Here is a 22,013-nt window from a genome sequence, read left to right as displayed (position 1 = left end):
TAAACTATTGACGATTTAACCGTTTTCATATATTCTTAAATTAAGAAATATTCAAATAATTAAAAGAAATGAGAGAGTCACATGCTTCTTCAAGGAACACATCGAATTGGTCGTATGGCCATGCTGTTGGCACTTGCGGATGAGAATGAAAGCCCTGTATTATCTATCCCAAAAGGTTGGAAGTATTGTACGGGGAAAGTGGGTTCGATGAATTCGCAAAAGGTTGTCGCAGCAATGGAAACAGCGGCTAAGAGCAACCAAGTTATTGAAACAGACGTTTACAGAGAAACACATGCACTTTATCACGCAATTATGGAAGCTTTGTACGGAGTGACGAGAGGTCAAATTCAGTTAGCAGACGTTCTTCGTACAGTAGGACTTCGCTTTGCGATTGTGCGCGGTACACCATACGACGGAAAAAAAGAGGGCGAATGGGTTGCTGTTGCATTATATGGAACGATTGGTGCACCTGTAAAAGGATCTGAGCATGAGGCGATTGGTTTAGGAATTAATCACATATGATTTGCCCATAGTCTATTAGTTAGAAGGGGGCCTTACTTTTTTTAGGACAGAAGTCTGTCTTAAAAAGATAAGGCCCCCTTTTGCCTTTTTAAGGAGGAAAAAGAATGATTACATTAACGGGACATACATTGACAATTGAAGAAATGAAGAGGTTGTTACTTGAAGGGGAAGGTGTAACAGCTTGTCCAAATAGTATGCAAAAGGTAGCGGAATGCCGCGAAGTAGTTGAGAAAATTGTAGAAGACGGAAAAGTCGTTTACGGTATTACAACTGGATTTGGAAAGTTTAGTGATGTGCTAATTCAAAAAGATGATGTAAAGGCACTTCAGCACAATTTAATTCAGTCACATGCATGTGGGATAGGCGATCCTTTCCCTGAAGAAGTATCACGCGGTATGTTAATTTTACGAGCGAACACGATGCTTAAAGGAGTATCTGGTGTTAGACCGCTCGTTGTAAATATGCTTCTTGAGTTTGTAAATCGCAAAATTCACCCAGTCGTTCCGCAACAAGGTTCACTTGGTGCGAGTGGCGATTTAGCACCTTTATCTCATCTTGCGCTCGTATTATTAGGCGAAGGTGAAGTGTTCTATAAAGGAAAACGCGTTCATGCAATGGTCGCTCTTACAGAAGAAGGTCTTGAGCCAATTGAACTTGAAGCGAAAGAAGGTCTGGCGTTAATTAATGGTACGCAGGCGATGACAGCGCAAGGAGTTCTTTCTTATATAGAAGCAGAAGCAACGGCTTATCAAGCTGAATTCATTGCATCTATGACAATTGAAGGTTTACAAGGCATTATTGATGCATTTGATGAAAATGTTCATAAAGCACGTGGTTATAAAGAGCAAGTGGAAGTAGCAAGCAGAATTCGTGACATCCTTCATGATAGTAAATTAACAACGAAACAAGGAGAACTACGTGTGCAGGATGCCTATTCACTTCGCTGTATTCCGCAAGTACACGGTGCTTCTTGGCAAGTTTTAAATTATGTGAAAGAAAAATTAGAAATTGAAATGAATGCCGCGACAGATAATCCACTTATTTTTGATGGCGGAGAAAAAGTAATTTCAGGTGGTAATTTCCACGGTCAACCAATTGCATTTGCGATGGACTTCTTAAAAGTTGGAATGGCAGAACTTGCAAATATTTCAGAGCGCCGTATTGAACGCTTAGTAAATCCACAGTTAAACGATTTACCACCATTTTTAAGTCCAGAACCAGGACTTCAGTCTGGTGCAATGATTATGCAATATGCTGCAGCGTCACTAGTTTCTGAAAATAAAACGTTAGCACATCCGGCGAGTGTTGATTCAATCCCGTCATCAGCTAACCAAGAAGATCACGTAAGTATGGGAACAATTGCTTCACGCCATGCACATCAAATTATTCAAAATGTAAGACGTGTTCTTTCAATTGAGATGATTTGTGCGATGCAAGCAGCAGAATATCGCGGTATTGAAAACATGAGTACAGTGACGAAGAGCTTCTATCATCAAGGTCGTCAACAAGTACCTTCTATTACTAATGACCGTATATTCTCAACGGATATTGAAAATATTGCGTATTGGTTAAAAACGAATTATTCGATAAAAGAAAGATTAGATGTAAACGCAGCACTATAAAATGAGACAAGGGAGAGATTGAAATGGAAAAAGTTAAACAAACAATTCGCGCGCCAAGAGGTACTGAGTTACAAACGAAAGGGTGGGTGCAAGAAGCTGCACTTCGTATGTTAATGAACAATTTAGATCCGGAAGTTGCTGAAAAGCCAGAAGAATTAGTTGTATATGGTGGAATCGGCCGTGCAGCTCGTAACTGGGAAAGCTACAATGCAATTGTAGATTCATTAAAAACGTTAGAAAGCGATGAAACATTACTTGTTCAATCAGGAAAACCAGTTGCAATCTTTAAATCACATGAAGATGCACCTCGCGTTCTTTTAGCGAACTCAAACTTAGTACCGAAGTGGGCGAACTGGGATCACTTCCGTGAACTAGAGAAAAAGGGTCTTATGATGTATGGACAAATGACAGCAGGTAGCTGGATTTACATTGGAACACAAGGTATTTTACAAGGGACATATGAAACGTTTGGTGAAGCGGCACGTCAACATTTCGGTGGTTCATTAAAAGGTACATTAACACTTACTGCTGGTTTAGGTGGTATGGGCGGTGCACAACCTCTTGCTGTAACGATGAATGGCGGTGTTGTTATCGCTATTGATGTTGATAAGCGCAGTATCGATCGCCGTATTGAAAAGAGATACTGTGATATGTATACAGAATCATTAGAAGAAGCATTAACGGTTGCGAACGAGTATAAAGAGAAGAAAGAACCGATTTCTATTGGTTTATTAGGAAATGCGGCAGAGATTTTACCAGAGCTAGTGAAGCGTAATATTACGCCAGATTTAGTTACAGATCAAACATCTGCTCATGATCCATTAAACGGTTATATTCCAGTAGGTTACACATTAGAAGAAGCAGCAAAACTTCGTGAAGAAGATCCAGAACGTTACGTACAATTATCAAAAGAAAGCATGACAAAACATGTGGAAGCAATGCTTACTATGCAAGCAAAAGGCGCAATTACATTTGATTACGGAAATAACATTCGCCAAGTTGCTTTTGATGAAGGTTTGAAAAATGCATTCGATTTCCCAGGATTCGTTCCAGCATTTATCCGTCCATTATTCTGCGAAGGAAAAGGACCATTCCGCTGGGTAGCACTTTCTGGTGACCCAGAAGATATTTATAAAACAGATGAAGTAATTTTACGTGAGTTTGCTGATAATGAGCATTTATGTAACTGGATCCGTATGGCTCGTCAGCAAGTTGAGTTCCAAGGTCTTCCGTCACGTATTTGTTGGCTTGGTTACGGTGAGCGTGCGAAATTTGGTCGCATCATTAATGAAATGGTTGCAAATGGTGAATTATCAGCACCAATCGTTATCGGCCGTGACCATTTAGATTGCGGATCAGTAGCATCTCCAAACCGTGAAACAGAAGCGATGAAAGATGGTAGTGATGCAGTAGCTGACTGGCCAATTTTGAATGCATTAATTAACAGTGTAAACGGTGCAAGCTGGGTATCTGTTCACCACGGTGGCGGCGTTGGTATGGGTTATTCACTTCACGCTGGAATGGTTATCGTTGCAGATGGAACAGAAGCAGCAGCAAAACGTATTGAGCGCGTATTAACTTCTGACCCTGGTATGGGTGTTGTTCGTCACGTGGATGCAGGGTATGACTTAGCTGTGGAAACAGCGAAAGAAAAAGGCGTTAACATTCCAATGATGAAATAAGGAGGAGAAAAACATGCTGGACACTTTACTAATCAATATCGGTCAATTACTAACAATGGATCAAGAAGATGGCTTGTTAAGACGGGAGGCGATGAACACGCTTCCTGTTATCGAAAACGGTGCGGTTGGAATTGAAAATGGTGTGATCACTTTCGTTGGAACAGCGGAAGAAGCAAAAGGGTTACAAGCGAAAGAGGTTATTGATTGCGGCGGGAAAATGGTTTCTCCTGGCCTTGTTGACCCGCATACTCATCTTGTATTTGGTGGATCTCGTGAAAATGAAATCGCGCTAAAATTACAAGGAGTTCCGTACTTAGAAATTTTGGAACAAGGCGGAGGTATTCTTTCGACGGTAAATGCAACGAAACAGGCGTCGAAAGAAGAACTCGTTCAAAAAGCGAAATTCCATTTAGACCGTATGCTATCTTTCGGAGTTACAACTGTAGAAGCGAAGAGTGGTTACGGATTAGATGATGAGACAGAATGGAAACAATTAGAGGCAACTGCACAATTACAAAAAGAGCATCCAATCGATTTAGTTTCTACATTTTTAGGTGCTCATGCAGTTCCGAAAGAGTATAAAGGTAGATCGAAAGAATTTTTACAATGGATGTTAGACTTACTGCCAGAAATGAAAGAGAAGCAATTAGCTGAATTTGTTGATATTTTCTGCGAAACAGGCGTGTTCTCTGTTGAAGAGTCAAAAGAGTTTTTATTAAAAGCGAAAGAGCTTGGCTTTGATGTGAAAATTCATGCGGATGAAATTGATCCTCTTGGTGGTGCGGAAGCGGCAGCTGAAATTGGTGCAGCATCAGCGGACCATTTAGTTGGTGCTTCTGATAAAGGAATTGAAATGCTTGCAAACTCTAATACAGTAGCCACTTTATTACCAGGAACAACTTTCTATTTAAATAAAGAAAGCTTTGCTCGCGGTCGTAAAATGATCGATGAAGGTGTTGCGGTAGCTTTAGCTACAGACTTTAACCCAGGCAGCTGTCCAACGGAAAACATTCAGCTTATTATGAGCATCGCAATGCTGAAGTTGAAAATGACACCAGAAGAAGTTTGGAATGCCGTAACAGTTAACTCTTCTTACGCAATTAATCGTGGTGACGTAGCTGGGAAAATTAGAGTAGGTCGCAAGGCAGATCTAGTGCTATGGGATGCTTACAATTATGCTTACGTACCGTATCATTACGGCGTAAGTCATGTAAATACAGTATGGAAGAATGGTAATATCGCATATACAAGAGGTGAACAATCGTGGAGCACGGCCACTATTTAAAGAAAAATGCCAAGTTTATCGATCGTGAAGTGACAAAATGGAGTGAAATGATTAAAGATTGGGAGGAAGGCGTGGAAATATTCGGTGCGGCCTTAATTGGAGCACCCCTTTCTAAACCGTCTATTAGTCATTCAGGAGCAAGTTTTGCTCCAAAAACAATTCGTGCGATGTTAGATGCATATAGCACGTATGCAATTACAGAAGAACATGATATGAAAGAAAGTGTCTTATATGATTGCGGCGATATTACGATGCATGTGACGGATATAAAAGAAAGTCATAACCGAATTGCGAAAACAGTTGGTCATGTAACGAAAGTAAATCCGAACATGATACCAATCGTTCTTGGTGGGGATCACTCGATTAGTTTTCCGAGTATAACAGGATTTGCAAATAGTAAAGGGAAGGTCGGTATTATTCAATTTGATGCCCATCATGATTTGCGCAATTTAGAAGATGGTGGTCCGTCAAATGGTACACCGTTCCGTAGTTTACTAGAAAATGATGTGATTACAGGAAAACAACTCGTTCAAATCGGAATTCGTAATTTTTCAAATGCACGAGCGTACCATGAATATGCAAAAGAACAAGATGTGACAGTGTATACAATGAAAGATGTACGAGAGCGAGAAATCAAAGATATTATTATAGAAAGTATTGAAGTATTAAGAAAGCAAGGCGTGACCTCTATTTACATTTCTCTTGATATGGATGTGCTAGATCAAGCATTCGCACCAGGTTGTCCAGCAATCGGTCCTGGTGGAATGGACAGTACAACTTTACTTGATGCGATTGAATTGCTTGGTAACGAACCGCTTGTTCAAGGGATGGATATTGTAGAAATTGATCCAACCCTCGATTTTAGAGATATGACGAGTCGAGTAGCTGCGCAAGTGATTATGAGTTTTCTTTTGGCGAGGGAGACAATCCGTAAGCAGGTTAGTATATAGGTGTAAAATGAATAGGGGGTATTTACAGATTCTGTATAAAAAACACATTACTACTCATATGTAGTAATGTGTTTTTATGTAAAAAGAGAAGGTGAAATTAGAATGTATGTACGTGTGGAAAAGTTAATAAGAACGCGGGTTTTTAGTGATATTTTACGAAGTCATTTTCTTAGTTTATAAGGATTGACACGTAAAATGATTTTGTGATAAAATAAAAATTTTGCTAAAAAAACGAATGTGTGTTAAACTTGAGAAGGTTACCATATATGGAGGTGGATTATTTGTTTCAAATTGGCGATAACATTGTTTATCCAATGCAAGGAGCAGGTATAATTAAAGCCATAGAAGAGAAGGAAATCGCAGGAAAAAAACAACAGTATTATGTTATAAAAATGTCGGCTAGTAATATGGAAATAATGATTCCAGAAGGGAAAATATTGAATTCAAATATACGACCAGTTACAGATATCACGGCATTAATACACATAATAGATATTTTTCAGCATGGAGAATCAGATAGATTACTTACGTGGAAACAAAGGTACAAAGTGAATACTGATAAAATAAAAACAGGTAAAATGCAAGAAGGTGCTGAGGTTGTGCGTGATTTAATGCGTATACAGAAAGAAAAGGCACTTAATGCAAGCGAAAAGAAAATGTTAGATAACGCACATGAATTTTTGATTAGTGAACTGGGATTAATTGAAGGTATCACAGAAAATCAAATAAAAAGCTTTTGTTAAGGTTCATTACAAATAATATATTGCATCCCAAAAAAGGTTTTGAATTTTTTGGGAACATAATTATAGACAATCAATCATTTCAAAGACATTCAACTCTTTCAAACCACTTTTAGAGCATTAACCTCTTTTGTTATTACTACAATCAAATCCATTTTTATTTTTTAATTCTTTTACGAATGTTCGAAGTTTAATTCAATACTTCGATAAAATAGTTACTTGATTTTTGCAATCCTGATTCACACTGGCACGGACGAGGAGCCGTAAGGATGAAAGAGAGGTAGGGCTTTCATTGTTTTAGGTATATAAGTTATTATTTTTAGAAGAATACTGAACCATTTTCACTTCTATTGATAAGGGATTCTTTATATTAAAGAGATGAAGAAATTGACAGCCATATATGATCAACTAAAAAAGGTTTCCTACTAAGGAAACCTTTTTAGTTTATTTATAGCATTCTGTTTTTTGGATATTCGAATGTTTTATAGAAAAGTCGTATAAATTGACGTTACTATTTAAAAGTAAGTATGATGCGATTATAGCAAGAATTTTTAAGGGGGAAGAAAAATGGCAAGTTCTAATAATAAAGCGGCAAGTATTTATGAAGGAACAAATGTAAACGCTTGGGGATCTTTTGAAAATATTGAAGAAACGAAGTTGTTTGATCAGATTCAAGTCGGAGCTTGGTCTCTTCGTAATCGCATAGCAATGGCACCGATGACGAGATGCTTTGCAGACAATGAAACTGGAGTAGTTGGTGCTGATGTAGTGGAGTACTATAGAAAGCGTGCTGCTGACGGAGTTGGATTAATTATTACAGAAGGAATTATCATTAGTCCGAGAGCGAAAGGCAATCCAGGAGTACCAGGGATTTATACGCAAGAACAAATCGACTCTTGGAAACCTGTTACAGAGGCAGTACATAAAGAAGGCGGGACGATTATTGCTCAAATATGGCATGTTGGACGTATGAGTCATCACGAAATAATTGGTGGGCAAATGCCGCAAGCGCCTTCTGCCATCGCTGCAGAAGGGAATGTTCCACGTTTTCGCAAACCATTTGATACACCAGAAGCAATGACGTTACAAGAAATACAAGAAGTTATTAGTCAATACGCACAAGCTGCAAAAAATGCGATTGAAGCTGGGTTTGATGGGGTAGAAATTCACGGTGCACACGGATATTTAATTGATCAATTTACTTATGAGTTTGCAAATAAGCGTACTGATAAATATGGCGGTGACTTAAAGCAAAGATTAACGTTTATGAAAGAAGTAACTGAGGCTGTAATAGAAGCAGTTGGAGCTGATAAAACACTTCTTCGTTTCTCTGCTTTTAAAGGGGATAATCCTACTTATATGTGGGAAAACCCTGAGCTGGCAATTGAAACATTTGTAAATATGTTTAAAGAAGTTGGATTAACGATGATTCATCCTTCAACGATGAATTATACGCAAGTGATTGCTGACGGAAAGAATTTTCATCAATTAGTAAGAAAATATTGGGAGGGTACGATTGTTGGGGTTGGTAATTTGAATCCGAAAGAAGCTGAAGAAGCGTTGCAAGAAGGAACAATTGACGTAGCTGCATTCGGAAGACCGTTAATTGCTAATCCAGATTTTGTTCATCGAATTAAACATGCTGAAAGTTTAGTTGAATATGACGCGAAAGAGCATCTTGCTACATTAATTTGAATAAAGATAAAAGGAGAACACATGGAGTGTTCTCCTTTTATTATGGAATTTCATAGGGGGAAGCGAGATGAGTGAAACGCTACTCGTTATTATTAGCATATTACTATTATTAATGTTGCTTTTAATCGTCTTTTTTATTATCACATTTTTTATAAAAAAACGGACGCATCATTCTATTTTAAAATTACATCCATACTTAGGAAGAATGCGTTACTTACTGGAAAAGATAGGGCCGGAATTCCGACAATATTGGTTTGATCACGATACAGATGGAAAACCTTTTTCACGTTACGATTTTCAAAGTGTTATGTTTTTAGCGAAGTATCGCTCTGAAATACTTGGTTTTGGGTCGAAACGAGATTTTGAAGCATCTGGTTATTATATTGCTAATACGTTGTTTCCGGTATTAACAGAAGAATTAAGTGTGAACGTAACGCAAGAACGTGAAGGGAAAAAGTATGTGATTCATAAAGAAGGATTATTTTCACGGAGAGAAAAATTGACAGCGGATACAACGAATCTTTGGTTATACGAAGAAGACGATGCAATTATCGTCGGCGAAAATCGTAAATATCCGTGGAAACTGTATGGCATGTTTGGGGCATCAGCAACTTCTTACGGTGCGATTGGCGAAAATTATATTTTAGCGAGCGGCTTTGGAGCGAGAATGGCAGGCGGATCGTGGATTAATACTGGTGAAGGTGGCATTATTCCAGAACATTTACATACAGGGGCGAATATCGTTGCGCAAATTGGTCCAGGACTATTTGGATACCGTGATGAGGACGGGAATTTTTCAATGGAGAAATTTATGGAGAAAGTGAAAGAAAGTAATATTAAAGCATTTGAATTGAAATTTGGGCAAGGTGCGAAAATACGTGGTGGTCATTTAGAGGGGCAAAAAGTAAATGAGAAAATTGCTTCTGTTCGGAATGTACGAGTAGGAGAAACGATTAATTCTCCGAATCGATTTTCATTTTTGAATAATGCGGCAGATACACTTTATTTTATTCAGCGTTTGCAAGAAACTGGCGGGAAACCAATCGGTATGAAAATTGTAATTGGACAGCAGGAGCCGTTGGAAGATTTATTTAAAACGATGAAAGAGTTAAATATCTATCCGGATTTTATTACAATTGACGGTTCAGAAGGTGGATCAGGAGCAACATATAAATCGATGGCAGATAGTATGGGGATGCCGCTTATTCCAGCGTTACTGACATGTATTGATACAGCGAATCAGTATGGTGTTCGTGATAAATTCAAAGTGTTTGCCTCGGGGAAATTAATTACACCAGATAAAGTGGCAATTGCTTTAGCGATTGGTGCAGATGCTGTAAACTCGGCACGTGGTTTTATGATGGCAAGCGGTTGTATTATGGCGCTTCAATGTAACTCTGGCCAATGTCCATCTGGTGTGGCCACGACGAATCCGCACTATCAAAAAGCGTTAGATCCGTATGAGAAGAAGTGGCGAGTTATGAATTATATAATAAGTATGAGATATAGTTTGTTCTCACTTGCAGCAGCAGCGGGAGTAAAGAGTCCGCGTCATTTAACGAGGGAGCATATTGTATTTAAAGATGAGGTGGGGCGGGTGGTGCCTCTTTCGGAATTATTTCCTATAATAAATCAAAGCTAAAAGTATATTGAAAATGTAAGATTTTTCGAAGGGATAATTATATTATTTAGGAAATATTAGGAGTATAATGGGAAAAGATTTTAAAAATGACTATTTTTAGGGAGAGATTCACTTGCAGCAAGGTTCGTACAGTATTACAATTTTTTTACTCGTCATAGGGCTCGTTATATTTAGACGTATGCGTTCTATGAATCGACCAATTAAAAATAAAGGAAGACGACTATTATTGCCATTATTCTTTTTATTACCAGGTTTTTCTTTATATGCTGCACCGATACAACTTGCTGGTTGGCAAATTGGGATAGCTGCTGGGATTGGACTGTTATTGTCAATTCCACTTATTATTTTAAGTGGGTATGAAGTGAGAGAAGATGGTCAAATTTATGCGAAAAAAAGTATTGCTTTTATTGCTACATTTTTAGTTATCGTTCTTTTACGTGCTTATTTTAGAAGACATTTACAAGGTTTAGATCCAAAGTCAATCGGCATTCTTTTCTACACCCTTGCGGTTTGTTATATAGTACCTTGGCGTATTGGCTGCTATATAAAATTTCGTAAAGTTTACGTAGAGAAAGAGAAAATTACGATGCCAATAAGCTAAAAGCCATGCATTTGTATGGCTTTTTCTTTTGAAAATTTGTCGGATAAATAAATGAAAATAAGAAGTGGAAAAGCGTTTTTTGTTTTCTGAATATTTTTACTTTAATTTATTTTAAAAACCGGGTAATCCACTGGGATAAAGGCGTTTATGAAGGTTTTCACATGCAGTAAAAAACACCTGTTCACTTGAAAGAACAAAAAATGTTTGTTAAGGTAGGGAACCATAAGCGAAAACAAGAAAATAGAAAAAGTCATTTTTCGAAATTTTGAATGGCTTATGTAACTAAGGGAGAGATTTGGTGAAGATTGAGATTATGGTTTCGCTTGCTATTTATATGGCAGGTATGTTGTATATCGGTTATTGGTCTTATAAGAAGACATCCGATTTATCAGATTATATGTTAGGCGGAAGGGGACTCGGTCCAGCAGTTACAGCTTTATCAGCTGGTGCTTCTGACATGAGTGGTTGGATGCTAATGGGATTACCTGGTGCGATGTATGCGACAGGGTTATCGAGTGTGTGGATTGCGATAGGTTTATTAATAGGTGCTTATGTAAACTATTTAATTCTTGCCCCGCGTTTGCGAACGTATACAGAAGTGGCTAATGATTCAATTACGATTCCAGACTTTTTAGAGAATCGATTTAAAGATCGTACGAAAATACTTCGTTTTGTCTCCGCTATCGTCATTTTAGTATTTTTCACATTTTATGCGTCGGCTGGTTTAGTATCAGGTGGACGTTTGTTTGAAAATTCTTTCAACCTTGATTATAAAATTGGTTTATTTGTAACTGTTGGTGTCGTAGTTGCTTATACACTATTCGGTGGTTTTTTAGCAGTAAGTTGGACCGACTTTGTGCAAGGGTGTATTATGTTTATTGCTCTCGTATTAGTACCAATTGTTGCTTTTACAGATGTCGGTGGTGTAACAGAAACATTCAATACGATTAAGCAAGTTGATGCATCGCATTTAGATATGTTTAAAGGGACCACAATTCTTGGTATTATTTCCTTTTTAGCATGGGGTCTTGGGTATTTTGGTCAACCACATATTATTGTCCGCTTTATGGCAATTACCTCTATTAAAGATTTGAAAACTTCTCGTAGAATCGGTATCGGTTGGATGACGATTTCAATTATAGGTGCAATGCTTACTGGTCTAGTTGGTATTGCTTATTACGCTAAAAATAATGCGACATTACAAGATCCGGAAATGGTCTTTGTAACATTCTCAAATATTTTATTCCATCCGTACATTACTGGATTTTTATTATCAGCTATTTTGGCTTCGATTATGAGTAGTATTTCCTCGCAATTACTTGTTATTTCAAGTGCAGTAACGGAAGATTTCTATAAAACATTTTTCCGTCGTAACGCAAGTGATAAAGAACTTGTATTTATCGGTAGACTGTCAGTTTTAGTAGTAGCTATGATCGCAGTTGTTTTAGCGTATCATCCAAGTGATACAATTTTAACACTCGTCGGTTATGCTTGGGCAGGATTTGGTTCAGCATTCGGACCTGCCATTTTATTAAGTTTATATTGGAAGAGAACGAACAAATGGGGCGTTCTTGCTGGGATGATTGTTGGTGCAGTAGTTGTAATTACTTGGGTACAAATTCCAAGTTTAAAAGCGACTATGTATGAAATGGTACCTGGATTCTTCTGTAGCTTATTAGCTGTGATTGTTATAAGTTTATTAACGAAAGAACCAGTTAAAGCAATTCATCGTGAATTTAATGAGATGGAAGCAGTGCTGGAAGAAGAAACGAAATGATTAGCGAAGAGAGTAAACGAAACTGGCGTTTACTCTCTTTTTATTTAAAATGAAAATAAGGAACTTGTTGACAACTAAAAGTAAGTAACTTATAATAAATTTGAGTTCGAGTTAATTTGTACTTTGAATAAAGATTTCAAATGGATTAAATATTTTTTTGATAATTATCTCGAATTTGAGATAATTTAAGGAACTGGAAGTTAATGTGTAATTTTAAAATAAATATCTCGAATTCGAGATAAGATTATCATGACGGATTTTACTAGTCAGTATGGACAAAATGAATAATGAATCTTAATGTAAAGCAATTTTTATAATGGAATAAAAAAGGAGTGGAAGAAATGGAAAAGAAAACAATGGGCATCCACCATATTACAGCGATTGTAGGGCATCCACAAGAAAATGTAGATTTTTACGCTGGTGTGTTAGGTTTACGTTTAGTGAAACAAACAGTGAATTTTGATGATCCAGGTACGTACCATCTTTATTTTGGTAATGAAGGAGGAAAACCGGGAACAATTATTACGTTTTTCCCATGGGCAGGTGCTCGTCAAGGAGTTATTGGTGACGGTCAAGTAGGAATCACTTCTTATGTTGTACCAAAAGGGGCAATGGAGTTTTGGGAAAATAGATTAGAAAAATTTGATATTTCGTATACAAAAATGACTCGATTTGGAGAACAGTACTTAGAATTTGATGATCCACATGGTTTGCATATAGAATTAGTAGAAAGAGAAGAAGGCGAATTAAATAATTGGACTTTTGGGGAAGTTACGCCAGAAGTAGCAATTAAAGGATTTGGCGGTGCAGTTCTTTTATCAACGGAGCCTCAAAAAACTGCTGAACTGTTAGAACATATCATGGGTCTTGAGAAAATTGGAGAAGAGGGTGAATTTGTTCGATTCCGTTCTTCTGCTAATATTGGCAATATTATTGATTTGAAATTATCGACAATCGGACGCGGTCAAATGGGTGTTGGTACAGTGCATCATATTGCTTGGAGAGCGAGTGACGATGCTGATCAGCTAGACTGGAAAGAGCATGTGTCCCGTTTTGGATACCACGTAACTCCTGTACAAGATCGAAATTATTTTAACGCAATTTATTTTAGAGAACACGGTGAAATTTTATTTGAAATTGCAACAGATCCCCCTGGTTTCGCTCATGATGAATCGTTAGAGACGATGGGTGAGGAATTAAAGTTACCGGAACAATATGAAAAACATAGAAAACAGATTGAACAAAAGCTTTTACCATTTGAAGTGAGAAATTTAGATTAAAGTGATTGAAAGGGGAAAAGGATTATGATGAAACATGTTTTTCAAAAAGGAAAAGATACGTCAAAACCAGTATTGCTATTACTTCATGGTACAGGAGGTAATGAAGTAGATTTATTACCACTTGCAGAAATAATGGATCCGGAAGCTTCAGTATTAAGTGTCCGTGGAAATGTATTAGAGAATGGGATGCCACGTTTCTTCCGTCGATTAGCAGAAGGTATTTTTGATGAAGAGGATCTTATTTTCCGTACGAAGGAATTAAATGAGTTTTTAGACGAAGCTGCAAAAACATATGAATTTGATAGAAACAACATTGTAGCTATCGGTTATTCAAATGGAGCAAACATTGCGGCAAGCTTATTATTCCATTACGAAAATGCGTTAAAAGGTGCTGTGCTTCATCACCCAATGGTGCCTAGAAGAGGAACACAATTGCCTAATTTAGCTGGGAAATCCGTGTTTATTGCTGCTGGGACAAATGATCCAATTTGTTCATCTTCTGAGTCAGAGGAATTGAAGCTACTATTAGAAAATGCAAACGCTAATGTAACAATGCATTGGGAAAATAGAGGACATCAATTAACGATGGGTGAAGTAGAAAAAGCAAAAGAATGGTATGGAAAAACAGTTCTATAAGTATAAATAATAAAAGAAGCATCTGCTAATCGTTAGCAGATGCTTCTTTTATTATTTAAGACTGGATTGCAAGGTGAGGTGAAGAAAGTGGTAGGTGAATATCAACGACCGTACCTTTATTTAATTCACTTGAAATGTGTAATTTACCATGATGTTCTTCAATTATTTTGTAACACATCATTAATCCTAGCCCTGTGCCTTTTTCTTTTAAACTATAAAACGGTTCGCCTAAACGGGAGATACGATCTTCTGGGATACCGCAACCTTCATCGATGATCCGTATTAAGATGAAATTACCCTCTAATGGTTTTGTTTGGATGAAAATATTTCCGCCATTTGGCATTGCTTCAATCGCATTTTTTAATATATTTATAAAAACTTGTTTTAATTGGTTACCGTCACATTGAATGTCATATACGTAATCAAAATGATCCATAATGATATGAACGCTATGCATAATTGCGGTTGGTAAAATAAATGTAACTACCTCTTCAATTAAAGTTTGTATGTTACAAGTTTGGATTGCTAATACTTGTGGTTTAGACATCGCCATAAATTGACTCGTGATAGATTCCATCTGTGAAATTTCACTTAACATAACATCGATATACCACTTCTGCTCCTCATTTATTTCAGGGAGTAGCAATGTTAGAAAACCTTTTAGAGAAGTGAGTGGATTTCGAATTTCATGAGCAATTCCAGCTGTCAGTTGTCCGACTACTGCGAGCTTTTCAGATTTTCGTAATAACTTTTCCGTTTCCTTTAGCTCAGTAATATCTCTTCCCATTACGATAAGACCTTTACGGGAGCCGTCAGGGTGATAGAGAGGAACTTTCGATATACTTAAGATTAGGTCGAAATCATCTCTATGAATAATAAATTCTTCACCATGAAGAATTTGTCTTTGTTGCCATGCTAATTCATCGACTTCTTCACAATGTAAAAAAGCTTCTCGGTACGCTTCATTATATTGAATGAGTTCACTATCTTTTTTTCCGTGGTAAGGTACATGATGGAAATTGAAGCAAGAAAGTGCGTAGTCATTTGCCTCAAGCCAGCGCCCTTCATGATCTTTAAATATAACAAACGCAGGCATGGAGTTTACTAATGTGCGTAATCTCTTCTCACTTTCTTTCAGCTTTTTCTCAATTCTTTCTGATTTTTCAAGAGGCTTCATAATGGCATATACGCCAGTTAGACGATTTTGGACAAAAATAGGAACTAGTTTTGTCACGACATCTAATAAGAATCCATCTTTATGATAAATAGATAAAATATACTCTTGTTGATTATCCGCTTCCGTATTCTTTATATTTTGTAATACTTGCTCAGAAATATGAGCTTCTAAAATCGAGGTAATGCTTTTTCGCTCTAATTCTGAAGAAGTGTAACCTAGTATTCTTTCAGCAGAAGGATTAGTGTGTATAATAATTCCCTCTAAATTTAATGAAATAATACCATCAGGGTTGTGTTCGAACAGAGATGCGTACATTTCTGTTAATGAACGATCTTGTATATGGTTTCGCAAACGTCTAGAAATGTTCGGATGACGTTTTTTTTGAGTTGATGAATATTTTTTACGACTCATAATAGTTCCTCCGTACAAATAGCATCTAAAAAGATTTGTCTATTCATAACTATAATATAGATGTAACGTGTATTTCTATAAAAAATGGAAGTTATATAATAAATTTTGTTTTCTTTATTTTGGAAAAGTACGTATAGGGTGGTAATAAGGGGAGCTTATATTGTTTTATAAATCATTTGTAAGTTACAGGAGTAGGTTTTCCTTATAACATTAGGGTAGAAGAGGGGGAGAGAAAATGAGAACTTATATTCAAGGGATCGATCATGTACAAGTAGCTGCGCCTGTAGGGTGTGAAGAAGAAGCGCGAGAGTTTTATAGTAATAAAATTGGTATGGAGGAAATCCCAAAGCCAGAGGAATTAAAGAAGCGCGGTGGGTGCTGGTTTAAGTGTGGAAATCAAGAGATTCATACCGGAGTTGAGCAAAACTTTACCCCAGCTAAAAAGGCACATCCGGCTTTTTATGTTTTAAACATAGATGAATTTAAACAAGCGTTAATACAGCAAGGCATTGAAGTAATAGATGATCATGCACGACCAGATGTAATTCGATTTTATGTGTCAGATCCGTTCGGAAATCGAATTGAATTTATGGAAAATAAAAACTAGGTGGAAATCCACCTAGTTTTTTAAGCTTTTCTAAACAATCCTAATACTTCAACTGTTTCTGTAATGTTAACGAATGCATGAGGGTCAATTTCAGAAATTGTTAATTTCATACTTGCTAATTCTTCACGAGAAACGACTGTCATAAGTACACGTTTCTTTTCGCTAGAATAAGCACCTTCGCCATCAAGTAATGTAATGCCACGTACAACAGTTGAAAGAAGTTGTTTTTTCATTTTTTCTGCTTCATTTGTTACAATCATAAGTGTAACCTTCCGATGTTTCGTATGAATAGCATCAATAACTTTACCAGTTACATAAATCGAAAGTAAGCTTGTAAGGGCAACATCCCAAGTGAAGAAGAATCCTGCAATGATTACAACGACTGCATTTAAAACAATAAGGAATCCGCCAAGTTTAATATCTCTTTTGCGAGATAACAACATACCGATAATATCAAATCCACCAGTTGATCCATTACAGTTAAAAACAAGACCGATACCAGCTCCGGCAATAACACCACCAAAGATAGATGATAAAAGTGGATCTGTTGCTACGACTTTTACTGGAACGTAGTATAATGCAACAGATAATACAATAACAGAGACAATCGTGTTAAAAATTACTTTTTTTCCAAGGCCTATGTATCCTAAAATAAGGATAGGTAAGTTTAATACAAAGTTAATAATACCTGTGTTTACAGGAGTTACAATCCCTAAAATAATAGCAATTCCGCCAATTCCACTACTTAAAATTTTGTGGGGGATAAGGAAAAGATTAAAGGCAATCGCAATAATAATAGAACCAATAATAACACCAAGAAATCTGACCATCTCTTTCCCGTCCTTCACTGAAAAATTCATATTATTTCAAGATTATATATGATATTGAAAGTTTTGGGTAAAAACAGTTTATTTCGGTAAATTTGATTAATCAAAAGAATTTGAGTATTTTATCATTTGAAAGGGGATACAGTTATGAAGATAAAAACATATCAACAGAAAAGCCCGTTGAAGCAAGAATGTGAGGATTCTTATTTTTGTAATGAAGAAAAAAAGATTTATGGTGTATGTGACGGTGCAACACCACTTGTCCCGTTTCGTGATGAAAAGGGACATAATGGAGCATACATCGCTTCACATTTATTTGCAAGTTATTTTAATTCATTCCGCGAAAATCATAGTTTACAAGTTGCTGTTGCAAAAGCAAATGAAGCATTGCAAAGAAAAATGTTAGCATATGGAGTAGATACGAGAAAGAAAGAGCATTTGTGGTGCACATGTATCGCGGCAGTCCAAATAGTTGGTGAGAAAATTGAATATGCACAATTAGGGGACTGTATGATTGTTGCAATACTTCAAAATGGAACGATGCAAGTATTAACGAAAGATACGGTCGAAGGAATTAGTAAACGAGCAAAAAAGAAAAGAGAAGAAGATCGTAAAGAAGGGGTATCTGTACCAGAAGAACATGTTTTTCAAGATGTGCGAGAACAGTTAAAATATAATCGTTATCTTGCAAATATGCAGGGTGGGTATTCCGTTGCAAATGGAATGAAAGAAGCAATTCATTATTTGCAGCATGGGGAATTACATGTAGATGAAGTGAGTGGGATTTTTATTTGTTCAGACGGATTATTCCACCCAGATTGGCCACTCGAACAAACTGTTGCATATATAAGAAAGAATAGTATAAATGAATATGTAGCAATTATTGAAGAGTTAGAAGGGGAAAAGAGAATACGACCAGATGATAAAACAATTATGATGATTGATTTTTAAGGGGGATATTCAAATGGAAATTAAATGTGTAAATTTAGCATTTCAAGATGAATTAGTTCCTTTAGAAAAAGTAAACAAACTGATTATTCACCATACATCCGAAGATGGATGGGATGTGTATAAAACACATGAATTTCATCAAAAAGTAAGAGGGTGGAGCGGGATCGGTTACAATTATTTTATTGAAGAAGATGGAACTGTAGTCGAAGGACGTGGTTTACATATTGGAGCACATGCGAAAGATCATAATAGAGATACAATTGGAATATGTATGACGGGTAATTTTGATAAATATGATCCAACTACCGCACAAATGAATGCATTATATTCTTTATGTAAAATGTTTATGAATCGGTTTGCTATAAAGAAAGAAAATATACTCGGTCATAGGGAGCTAGAAGGCGTTACAAAAAGTTGTCCTGGAAAGCGTTTTTCTATGGTAGAGTTAAGAAACATACTATCTTACATATAGAGGAGTAATAAATGATGATGAATATAAAAATACCAAATGATAAAAAAGAAGAGCTTGTAGCACAAATTCAGCAATTTTTCGTTGAAGAAGATTTAGATGAAATTGGGCGTTTTCAAGCAGAACGTTTAATAGAAGAAATGATTAAATTAGTAGGGCCTTTTGCATACAATCAAGCAATTGGAGATGCTAGAAAGCTTGTAACAGAGAAGCTATCTAATATTGAAGAAGATTTGTATGTGTTAGAAAAAAGTGAAGGGAAGTAAACTTCCATCAATTATAAAATAAGTGTTATGTCACGGCCTTTTCCGATGTTTTATTTGGAAAAGGCCGTGACATTTTTTTATTGTCATCAGGAAAATAATGAAACTTATTCCTCTATCTCGTACTCCATTCTTTTGCCATTTCATCATGATATGCTTCTGTCCAATGATATGGTTGCAACTCTTTTAAAGGTTTAAAAATAATATCTTGTTTAGCATTTGTAATCGCACACTGTACTTCTGGTCCCCAATAAAATAAACGTTCTTGGCATACACCACAAGGCGAGAGTACCTTTAATTGAGAATGCTCATTTTCTCTCGCAAGACAAATAGAATGTGTAACTTTCTTTTGAAATTTATGAGCTTCTAAAATTGCACCTGTTTCCATACAAAGTTCTGTTGAAGCATTTATTACGCCTGGAGCAACACTTGTATAAATTGTTCCATCTTCTACACGAATCGCTGCGGCTCCACCCCAATCGTTTGGATATCTTTGTTCAATTAACTGTTTCACCACATCATATAATTGTTGCTCAATATTCAATTTCTTTTCCTCATTTCTGCCCAAATTCAGGTTTGTTATTTCTAAATATTCTTTCTTTTATCATAATAGCATAAACAAAAAAATGGAATGAACATTTAATTTCAAGCCATCTTTTTGCCAAAAGGAACGTTTTTTTATAAAAAGATTGAGATTAAAAATATATAATCTTAATTTTATCTTTTTTTAATAATTTGTTTATGGGCAATTTATAGTTGCTATTTATAATTCCTATATAGCAGCTATTGATACTACAAATAAGAAATTTGGATGTGTAACACTTCGTATTCCATTAGCTGTAATCAAAATTTATAACATAAATTGCGCACATAGAATCTTCTTTTGAAAGAAAAGTGGTGTAATTATTTGTTAAATGAAGGAAGGGATTGGGAAGTTATGAATAAAACAATTTTAAAAACATGTATCATATCAGCAGTTTTAGGTGGAAGTCTACTAAGTGAAACGACTGGAGAGGTGAAAGCAGAAGTAGTTACACCAAACACGAATCATACTGGGGTATTCAAAGATGTTCCAAAGGGGCACTGGGCATATGAGGCGATTCAGCAATTAACAGGCGAGAAAATCATTTTCGGCTATGATGATGGAAGATTTGGTTTTGGAGATAACGTGACACGTGAACAAGTTGCAGCTTTACTATATCGTTATTTTAATTTGGCAGAAGACAAAAATTATGAGAACCCATATGGGGACATAAGTAAAGAGTCGACAAGCTATATAAAGGAAATCTTGTCTTTAACAGAAATGGGCGTTTTTAAGGGTGACGAGCATGGGAACTTTAGACCAAAGGCTTCCTTAACGCGTGCAGAAATGGCACAAGTTCTTACAAATGCTTTTCATTTAAAGGCAAAGAGTAATCATACTTTTAATGACGTTTCAACGAACTCATGGGCAAGCAATGCAATTAGTGCTGTTCAAACAAATAATATTGCAAAAGGAGTAGGCGGAGGGAATTTTGCTCCAAATATGGATGTGACGCGTGAACAGTATGCACAATTTTTATACAATGCAATACAAGAAACTGAGCAAACTCAAGAAACAAAAGGGCAACTATTAGCTAGCATACTTGGTGAAACAAACTGGCAAGGGACAAAAGTCTATGACAAAGATCATAATGATGTAACGAAAGAAAATCAAAATTTCATCGGGCTTGCAAAGTATGATGCTAAAACGGCAAGGTATGAATTTTTTAATGCAAGTACAGGAGAGAGTCGTAATGATAGCGGTACCTTTTTTATAACGAATGATGGAAAGAAAAGAGTACTAATTTCTGAGACGCAAAATTATCAAGCAGTTGTTGAATTGACGCAATTAGATAAGGAGAAATTTACATATAAAAGAATGGGGAAAGATACAAAAGGGAACGATGTAGAGGTGTTTGTTGAACATATTCCGTACCATGAAAAAGAACTTTCTTTCACGCGGCCTGATAAAAATTTAGAAAGTTCGACAGGTAAAATAGTTAAAGATGTTGATGGAGATGAAATTTTATCTAGTACACTATGGAACGGAACGGTGGTATTAGACGACCAAGGTAATGATGTAACAAAATATAACTCAAACTTAATCAGTCTAGCAAAATACGATAAAAATACAAATAAATACGAGTTTTTTAATGTGAATACAGGAGAAAGTCGTGGAGACTACGGTTTCTTTGATGTTGTACATGGTAATAAAATAAGAGCTCACGTTTCGTTAGGAAATAATAAATACGGTGCAGTTCTTGAACTTACAGAATTAAATAAAGAGAAATTTACGTATACAAGAATGGGGAAAGATGCGAATGGAAAAGATATAAAAATCTTTGTTGAGCATGAACCGTATACAGGTGATCTAAAACCAAATTTCACAAAGTAAGCCTTTACTGTAGCAAAGGCATTATGTTAGAAAATGTTAGTAAGGAAAAGCTTAAGGGTTGGGTAATTAAAATAGTTATTTATAGACAAATAGATGCCTTGAGGCATCTATTTGTCGTTTTAAAATGATTTTTTATGGGTGCAATTTCTCTTTTCTCAAATCTAGTAACTTACTACTTGCACAACCATACATTTTCGTTTTTTTATTTATTTTCTTTATATTCATTAACTTTCTTTTTTACATTACCAACAGTATCTTTAGCAGTGCCTTTTACCTTATCCCATTTTCCTTCAGCTTGTAATTTCTTATTGTCAGTTACTTTCCCGACAACTTCTTTTACTTCGCCTTTTACTTTATCAATAGCACCTTCTACTTTTTCTTTTAAACCATGATCATGTTTAGTCATACATTTCTCCTCCTTGTAGTTTGATTAGAATGCTCTTTTCATATTGCAAGTTGA

At 36.2% G+C, this 22,013-nt stretch carries 21 protein-coding genes; 17 read left to right on the top strand and 4 right to left on the bottom strand.

Going from position 1 to position 22,013, the window contains the following annotated elements; all coding sequences use genetic code 11:
* Positions 1 to 81: 81 nt before the first annotated feature.
* The 12 genes from hutP (at position 82) to EGX95_RS16545 (ending at position 14,432) form a co-directional block, all read left to right on the top strand.
* Entirely contained in the window at positions 82 to 522 is a 441-nt protein-coding gene (gene hutP / locus EGX95_RS16600; protein ID WP_000926516.1) for a histidine utilization transcription antiterminator HutP, read from the top strand.
* 104 nt (positions 523 to 626) lie between these two features.
* A complete protein-coding gene (hutH, locus tag EGX95_RS16595; protein ID WP_000631839.1) occupies positions 627 to 2,144 on the top strand; it encodes a histidine ammonia-lyase in 1,518 nt (505 codons plus the stop codon).
* Positions 2,145 to 2,167: 23 nt separating this feature from the next.
* A complete protein-coding gene (gene hutU / locus EGX95_RS16590; RefSeq protein WP_000416707.1) occupies positions 2,168 to 3,826 on the top strand; it encodes a urocanate hydratase in 1,659 nt (552 codons plus the stop codon).
* Between the two features lie 13 nt (positions 3,827 to 3,839).
* Positions 3,840 to 5,111: an imidazolonepropionase gene (hutI, locus tag EGX95_RS16585; RefSeq protein WP_000887529.1), complete on the top strand. Its 1,272-nt coding sequence runs from the start codon at positions 3,840 to 3,842 to the stop codon at positions 5,109 to 5,111.
* Positions 5,090 to 6,061, top strand: coding sequence for a formimidoylglutamase (gene hutG / locus EGX95_RS16580; RefSeq protein ID WP_000399841.1), 972 nt, complete (start codon positions 5,090 to 5,092; stop codon positions 6,059 to 6,061). The genes hutI and hutG overlap by 22 nt, the downstream gene beginning before the upstream one ends.
* Before the next feature lie 281 nt (positions 6,062 to 6,342).
* Positions 6,343 to 6,804 (top strand): CarD family transcriptional regulator, encoded by a 462-nt coding sequence (locus tag EGX95_RS16575; RefSeq protein WP_000486324.1) that lies wholly within the window; start codon positions 6,343 to 6,345, stop codon positions 6,802 to 6,804.
* A 564-nt stretch (positions 6,805 to 7,368) separates the two neighbouring features.
* Positions 7,369 to 8,496, top strand: coding sequence for an alkene reductase (locus tag EGX95_RS16570; protein ID WP_000168640.1), 1,128 nt, complete (start codon positions 7,369 to 7,371; stop codon positions 8,494 to 8,496).
* A 67-nt stretch (positions 8,497 to 8,563) separates the two neighbouring features.
* A complete protein-coding gene (locus tag EGX95_RS16565) occupies positions 8,564 to 10,138 on the top strand; it encodes an FMN-binding glutamate synthase family protein (RefSeq protein WP_000005202.1) in 1,575 nt (524 codons plus the stop codon).
* A gap of 112 nt (positions 10,139 to 10,250) precedes the next feature.
* The gene (locus tag EGX95_RS16560; RefSeq protein ID WP_001183914.1) at positions 10,251 to 10,739 is read left to right on the top strand and encodes a cytochrome c biogenesis protein CcdC; all 489 of its coding nucleotides are present in this window, start codon (positions 10,251 to 10,253) and stop codon (positions 10,737 to 10,739) included.
* 298 nt (positions 10,740 to 11,037) lie between these two features.
* A complete protein-coding gene (gene putP, locus EGX95_RS16555; protein WP_000687615.1) occupies positions 11,038 to 12,516 on the top strand; it encodes a sodium/proline symporter PutP in 1,479 nt (492 codons plus the stop codon).
* A gap of 341 nt (positions 12,517 to 12,857) precedes the next feature.
* Entirely contained in the window at positions 12,858 to 13,796 is a 939-nt protein-coding gene (locus EGX95_RS16550) for a ring-cleaving dioxygenase (RefSeq protein WP_000412742.1), read from the top strand.
* A 24-nt stretch (positions 13,797 to 13,820) separates the two neighbouring features.
* Positions 13,821 to 14,432 carry an alpha/beta hydrolase gene (locus EGX95_RS16545; RefSeq protein WP_000975497.1) on the top strand — a complete coding sequence of 204 codons (612 nt, stop codon included), beginning with the start codon at positions 13,821 to 13,823 and terminating at the stop codon, positions 14,430 to 14,432.
* A 55-nt stretch (positions 14,433 to 14,487) separates the two neighbouring features.
* Here EGX95_RS16545 and EGX95_RS16540 read toward each other — a convergent pair whose 3' ends face one another.
* On the bottom strand, positions 14,488 to 16,020 hold the full coding sequence (locus EGX95_RS16540) for a BA3702 family sensor histidine kinase (RefSeq protein ID WP_000087673.1): 1,533 nt from the start codon (positions 16,018 to 16,020) through the stop codon (positions 14,488 to 14,490).
* Positions 16,021 to 16,255: 235 nt separating this feature from the next.
* Between EGX95_RS16540 and EGX95_RS16530 the strand changes: the two genes are divergently transcribed.
* Positions 16,256 to 16,627, top strand: coding sequence for a VOC family protein (locus tag EGX95_RS16530; protein ID WP_063246575.1), 372 nt, complete (start codon positions 16,256 to 16,258; stop codon positions 16,625 to 16,627).
* Positions 16,628 to 16,647: 20 nt separating this feature from the next.
* On the opposite strand, the gene EGX95_RS16525 is transcribed toward EGX95_RS16530, so the two are convergent.
* Positions 16,648 to 17,487, bottom strand: coding sequence for a YitT family protein (locus EGX95_RS16525; RefSeq protein WP_002028192.1), 840 nt, complete (start codon positions 17,485 to 17,487; stop codon positions 16,648 to 16,650).
* A 114-nt stretch (positions 17,488 to 17,601) separates the two neighbouring features.
* Here EGX95_RS16525 and EGX95_RS16520 point away from each other — a divergent pair, with 114 nt between their 5' ends.
* From EGX95_RS16520 to EGX95_RS16510, 3 genes are read left to right on the top strand one after another with little or no spacing between them, the layout of a single operon-like run.
* The gene (locus tag EGX95_RS16520; protein WP_000695708.1) at positions 17,602 to 18,405 is read left to right on the top strand and encodes a protein phosphatase 2C domain-containing protein; all 804 of its coding nucleotides are present in this window, start codon (positions 17,602 to 17,604) and stop codon (positions 18,403 to 18,405) included.
* Between the two features lie 13 nt (positions 18,406 to 18,418).
* Positions 18,419 to 18,877, top strand: a complete 459-nt coding sequence (locus tag EGX95_RS16515; protein ID WP_000402952.1) for a peptidoglycan recognition protein family protein — start codon at positions 18,419 to 18,421, stop codon at positions 18,875 to 18,877.
* Between the two features lie 11 nt (positions 18,878 to 18,888).
* Complete coding sequence (locus EGX95_RS16510) at positions 18,889 to 19,140, top strand: DUF2164 domain-containing protein (RefSeq protein WP_001983516.1); 252 nt, start codon at positions 18,889 to 18,891, stop codon at positions 19,138 to 19,140.
* 112 nt (positions 19,141 to 19,252) lie between these two features.
* Here the strand turns inward: EGX95_RS16510 and EGX95_RS16505 are convergent, their stop codons facing one another.
* A complete protein-coding gene (locus EGX95_RS16505) occupies positions 19,253 to 19,681 on the bottom strand; it encodes a cytidine deaminase (protein WP_001019675.1) in 429 nt (142 codons plus the stop codon).
* Between the two features lie 393 nt (positions 19,682 to 20,074).
* Between EGX95_RS16505 and EGX95_RS16500 the strand changes: the two genes are divergently transcribed.
* Positions 20,075 to 21,553, top strand: a complete 1,479-nt coding sequence (locus tag EGX95_RS16500) for a DUF4822 domain-containing protein (RefSeq protein ID WP_002080728.1) — start codon at positions 20,075 to 20,077, stop codon at positions 21,551 to 21,553.
* A gap of 202 nt (positions 21,554 to 21,755) precedes the next feature.
* On the opposite strand, the gene EGX95_RS16495 is transcribed toward EGX95_RS16500, so the two are convergent.
* Entirely contained in the window at positions 21,756 to 21,959 is a 204-nt protein-coding gene (locus tag EGX95_RS16495) for a CsbD family protein (protein ID WP_000160412.1), read from the bottom strand.
* Positions 21,960 to 22,013: the final 54 nt, after the last annotated feature.

The sequence above is a fragment of the Bacillus sp. FDAARGOS_527 genome, assembly GCF_003812125.1.
In the GTDB taxonomy this organism is placed as follows: domain Bacteria; phylum Bacillota; class Bacilli; order Bacillales; family Bacillaceae_G; genus Bacillus_A; species Bacillus_A paranthracis.
The sequence above is the reverse complement of the archived record's forward strand: the minus strand, read 5'-3'. Positions and strand labels throughout refer to the sequence as shown.

Bases quoted from the DNA above. Each gene is read 5' to 3' on its own strand.
- hutP (WP_000926516.1), top strand. From the start codon at position 82: ATGCTTCTTCAAGGAACACATCGAATTGGTCGTATGGCCATGCTGTTG.
- hutH (WP_000631839.1), top strand. From the start codon at position 627: ATGATTACATTAACGGGACATACATTGACAATTGAAGAAATGAAGAGG.
- hutU (WP_000416707.1), top strand. From the start codon at position 2,168: ATGGAAAAAGTTAAACAAACAATTCGCGCGCCAAGAGGTACTGAGTTA.
- hutI (WP_000887529.1), top strand. From the start codon at position 3,840: ATGCTGGACACTTTACTAATCAATATCGGTCAATTACTAACAATGGAT.
- EGX95_RS16570 (WP_000168640.1), top strand. From the start codon at position 7,369: ATGGCAAGTTCTAATAATAAAGCGGCAAGTATTTATGAAGGAACAAAT.
- EGX95_RS16565 (WP_000005202.1), top strand. From the start codon at position 8,564: ATGAGTGAAACGCTACTCGTTATTATTAGCATATTACTATTATTAATG.
- EGX95_RS16550 (WP_000412742.1), top strand. From the start codon at position 12,858: ATGGAAAAGAAAACAATGGGCATCCACCATATTACAGCGATTGTAGGG.
- EGX95_RS16545 (WP_000975497.1), top strand. From the start codon at position 13,821: ATGATGAAACATGTTTTTCAAAAAGGAAAAGATACGTCAAAACCAGTA.
- EGX95_RS16540 (WP_000087673.1), bottom strand. From the start codon at position 16,020: ATGAGTCGTAAAAAATATTCATCAACTCAAAAAAAACGTCATCCGAAC.
- EGX95_RS16530 (WP_063246575.1), top strand. From the start codon at position 16,256: ATGAGAACTTATATTCAAGGGATCGATCATGTACAAGTAGCTGCGCCT.
- EGX95_RS16525 (WP_002028192.1), bottom strand. From the start codon at position 17,487: ATGAATTTTTCAGTGAAGGACGGGAAAGAGATGGTCAGATTTCTTGGT.
- EGX95_RS16520 (WP_000695708.1), top strand. From the start codon at position 17,602: ATGAAGATAAAAACATATCAACAGAAAAGCCCGTTGAAGCAAGAATGT.
- EGX95_RS16515 (WP_000402952.1), top strand. From the start codon at position 18,419: ATGGAAATTAAATGTGTAAATTTAGCATTTCAAGATGAATTAGTTCCT.
- EGX95_RS16510 (WP_001983516.1), top strand. From the start codon at position 18,889: ATGATGATGAATATAAAAATACCAAATGATAAAAAAGAAGAGCTTGTA.
- EGX95_RS16500 (WP_002080728.1), top strand. From the start codon at position 20,075: ATGAATAAAACAATTTTAAAAACATGTATCATATCAGCAGTTTTAGGT.
- EGX95_RS16495 (WP_000160412.1), bottom strand. From the start codon at position 21,959: ATGACTAAACATGATCATGGTTTAAAAGAAAAAGTAGAAGGTGCTATT.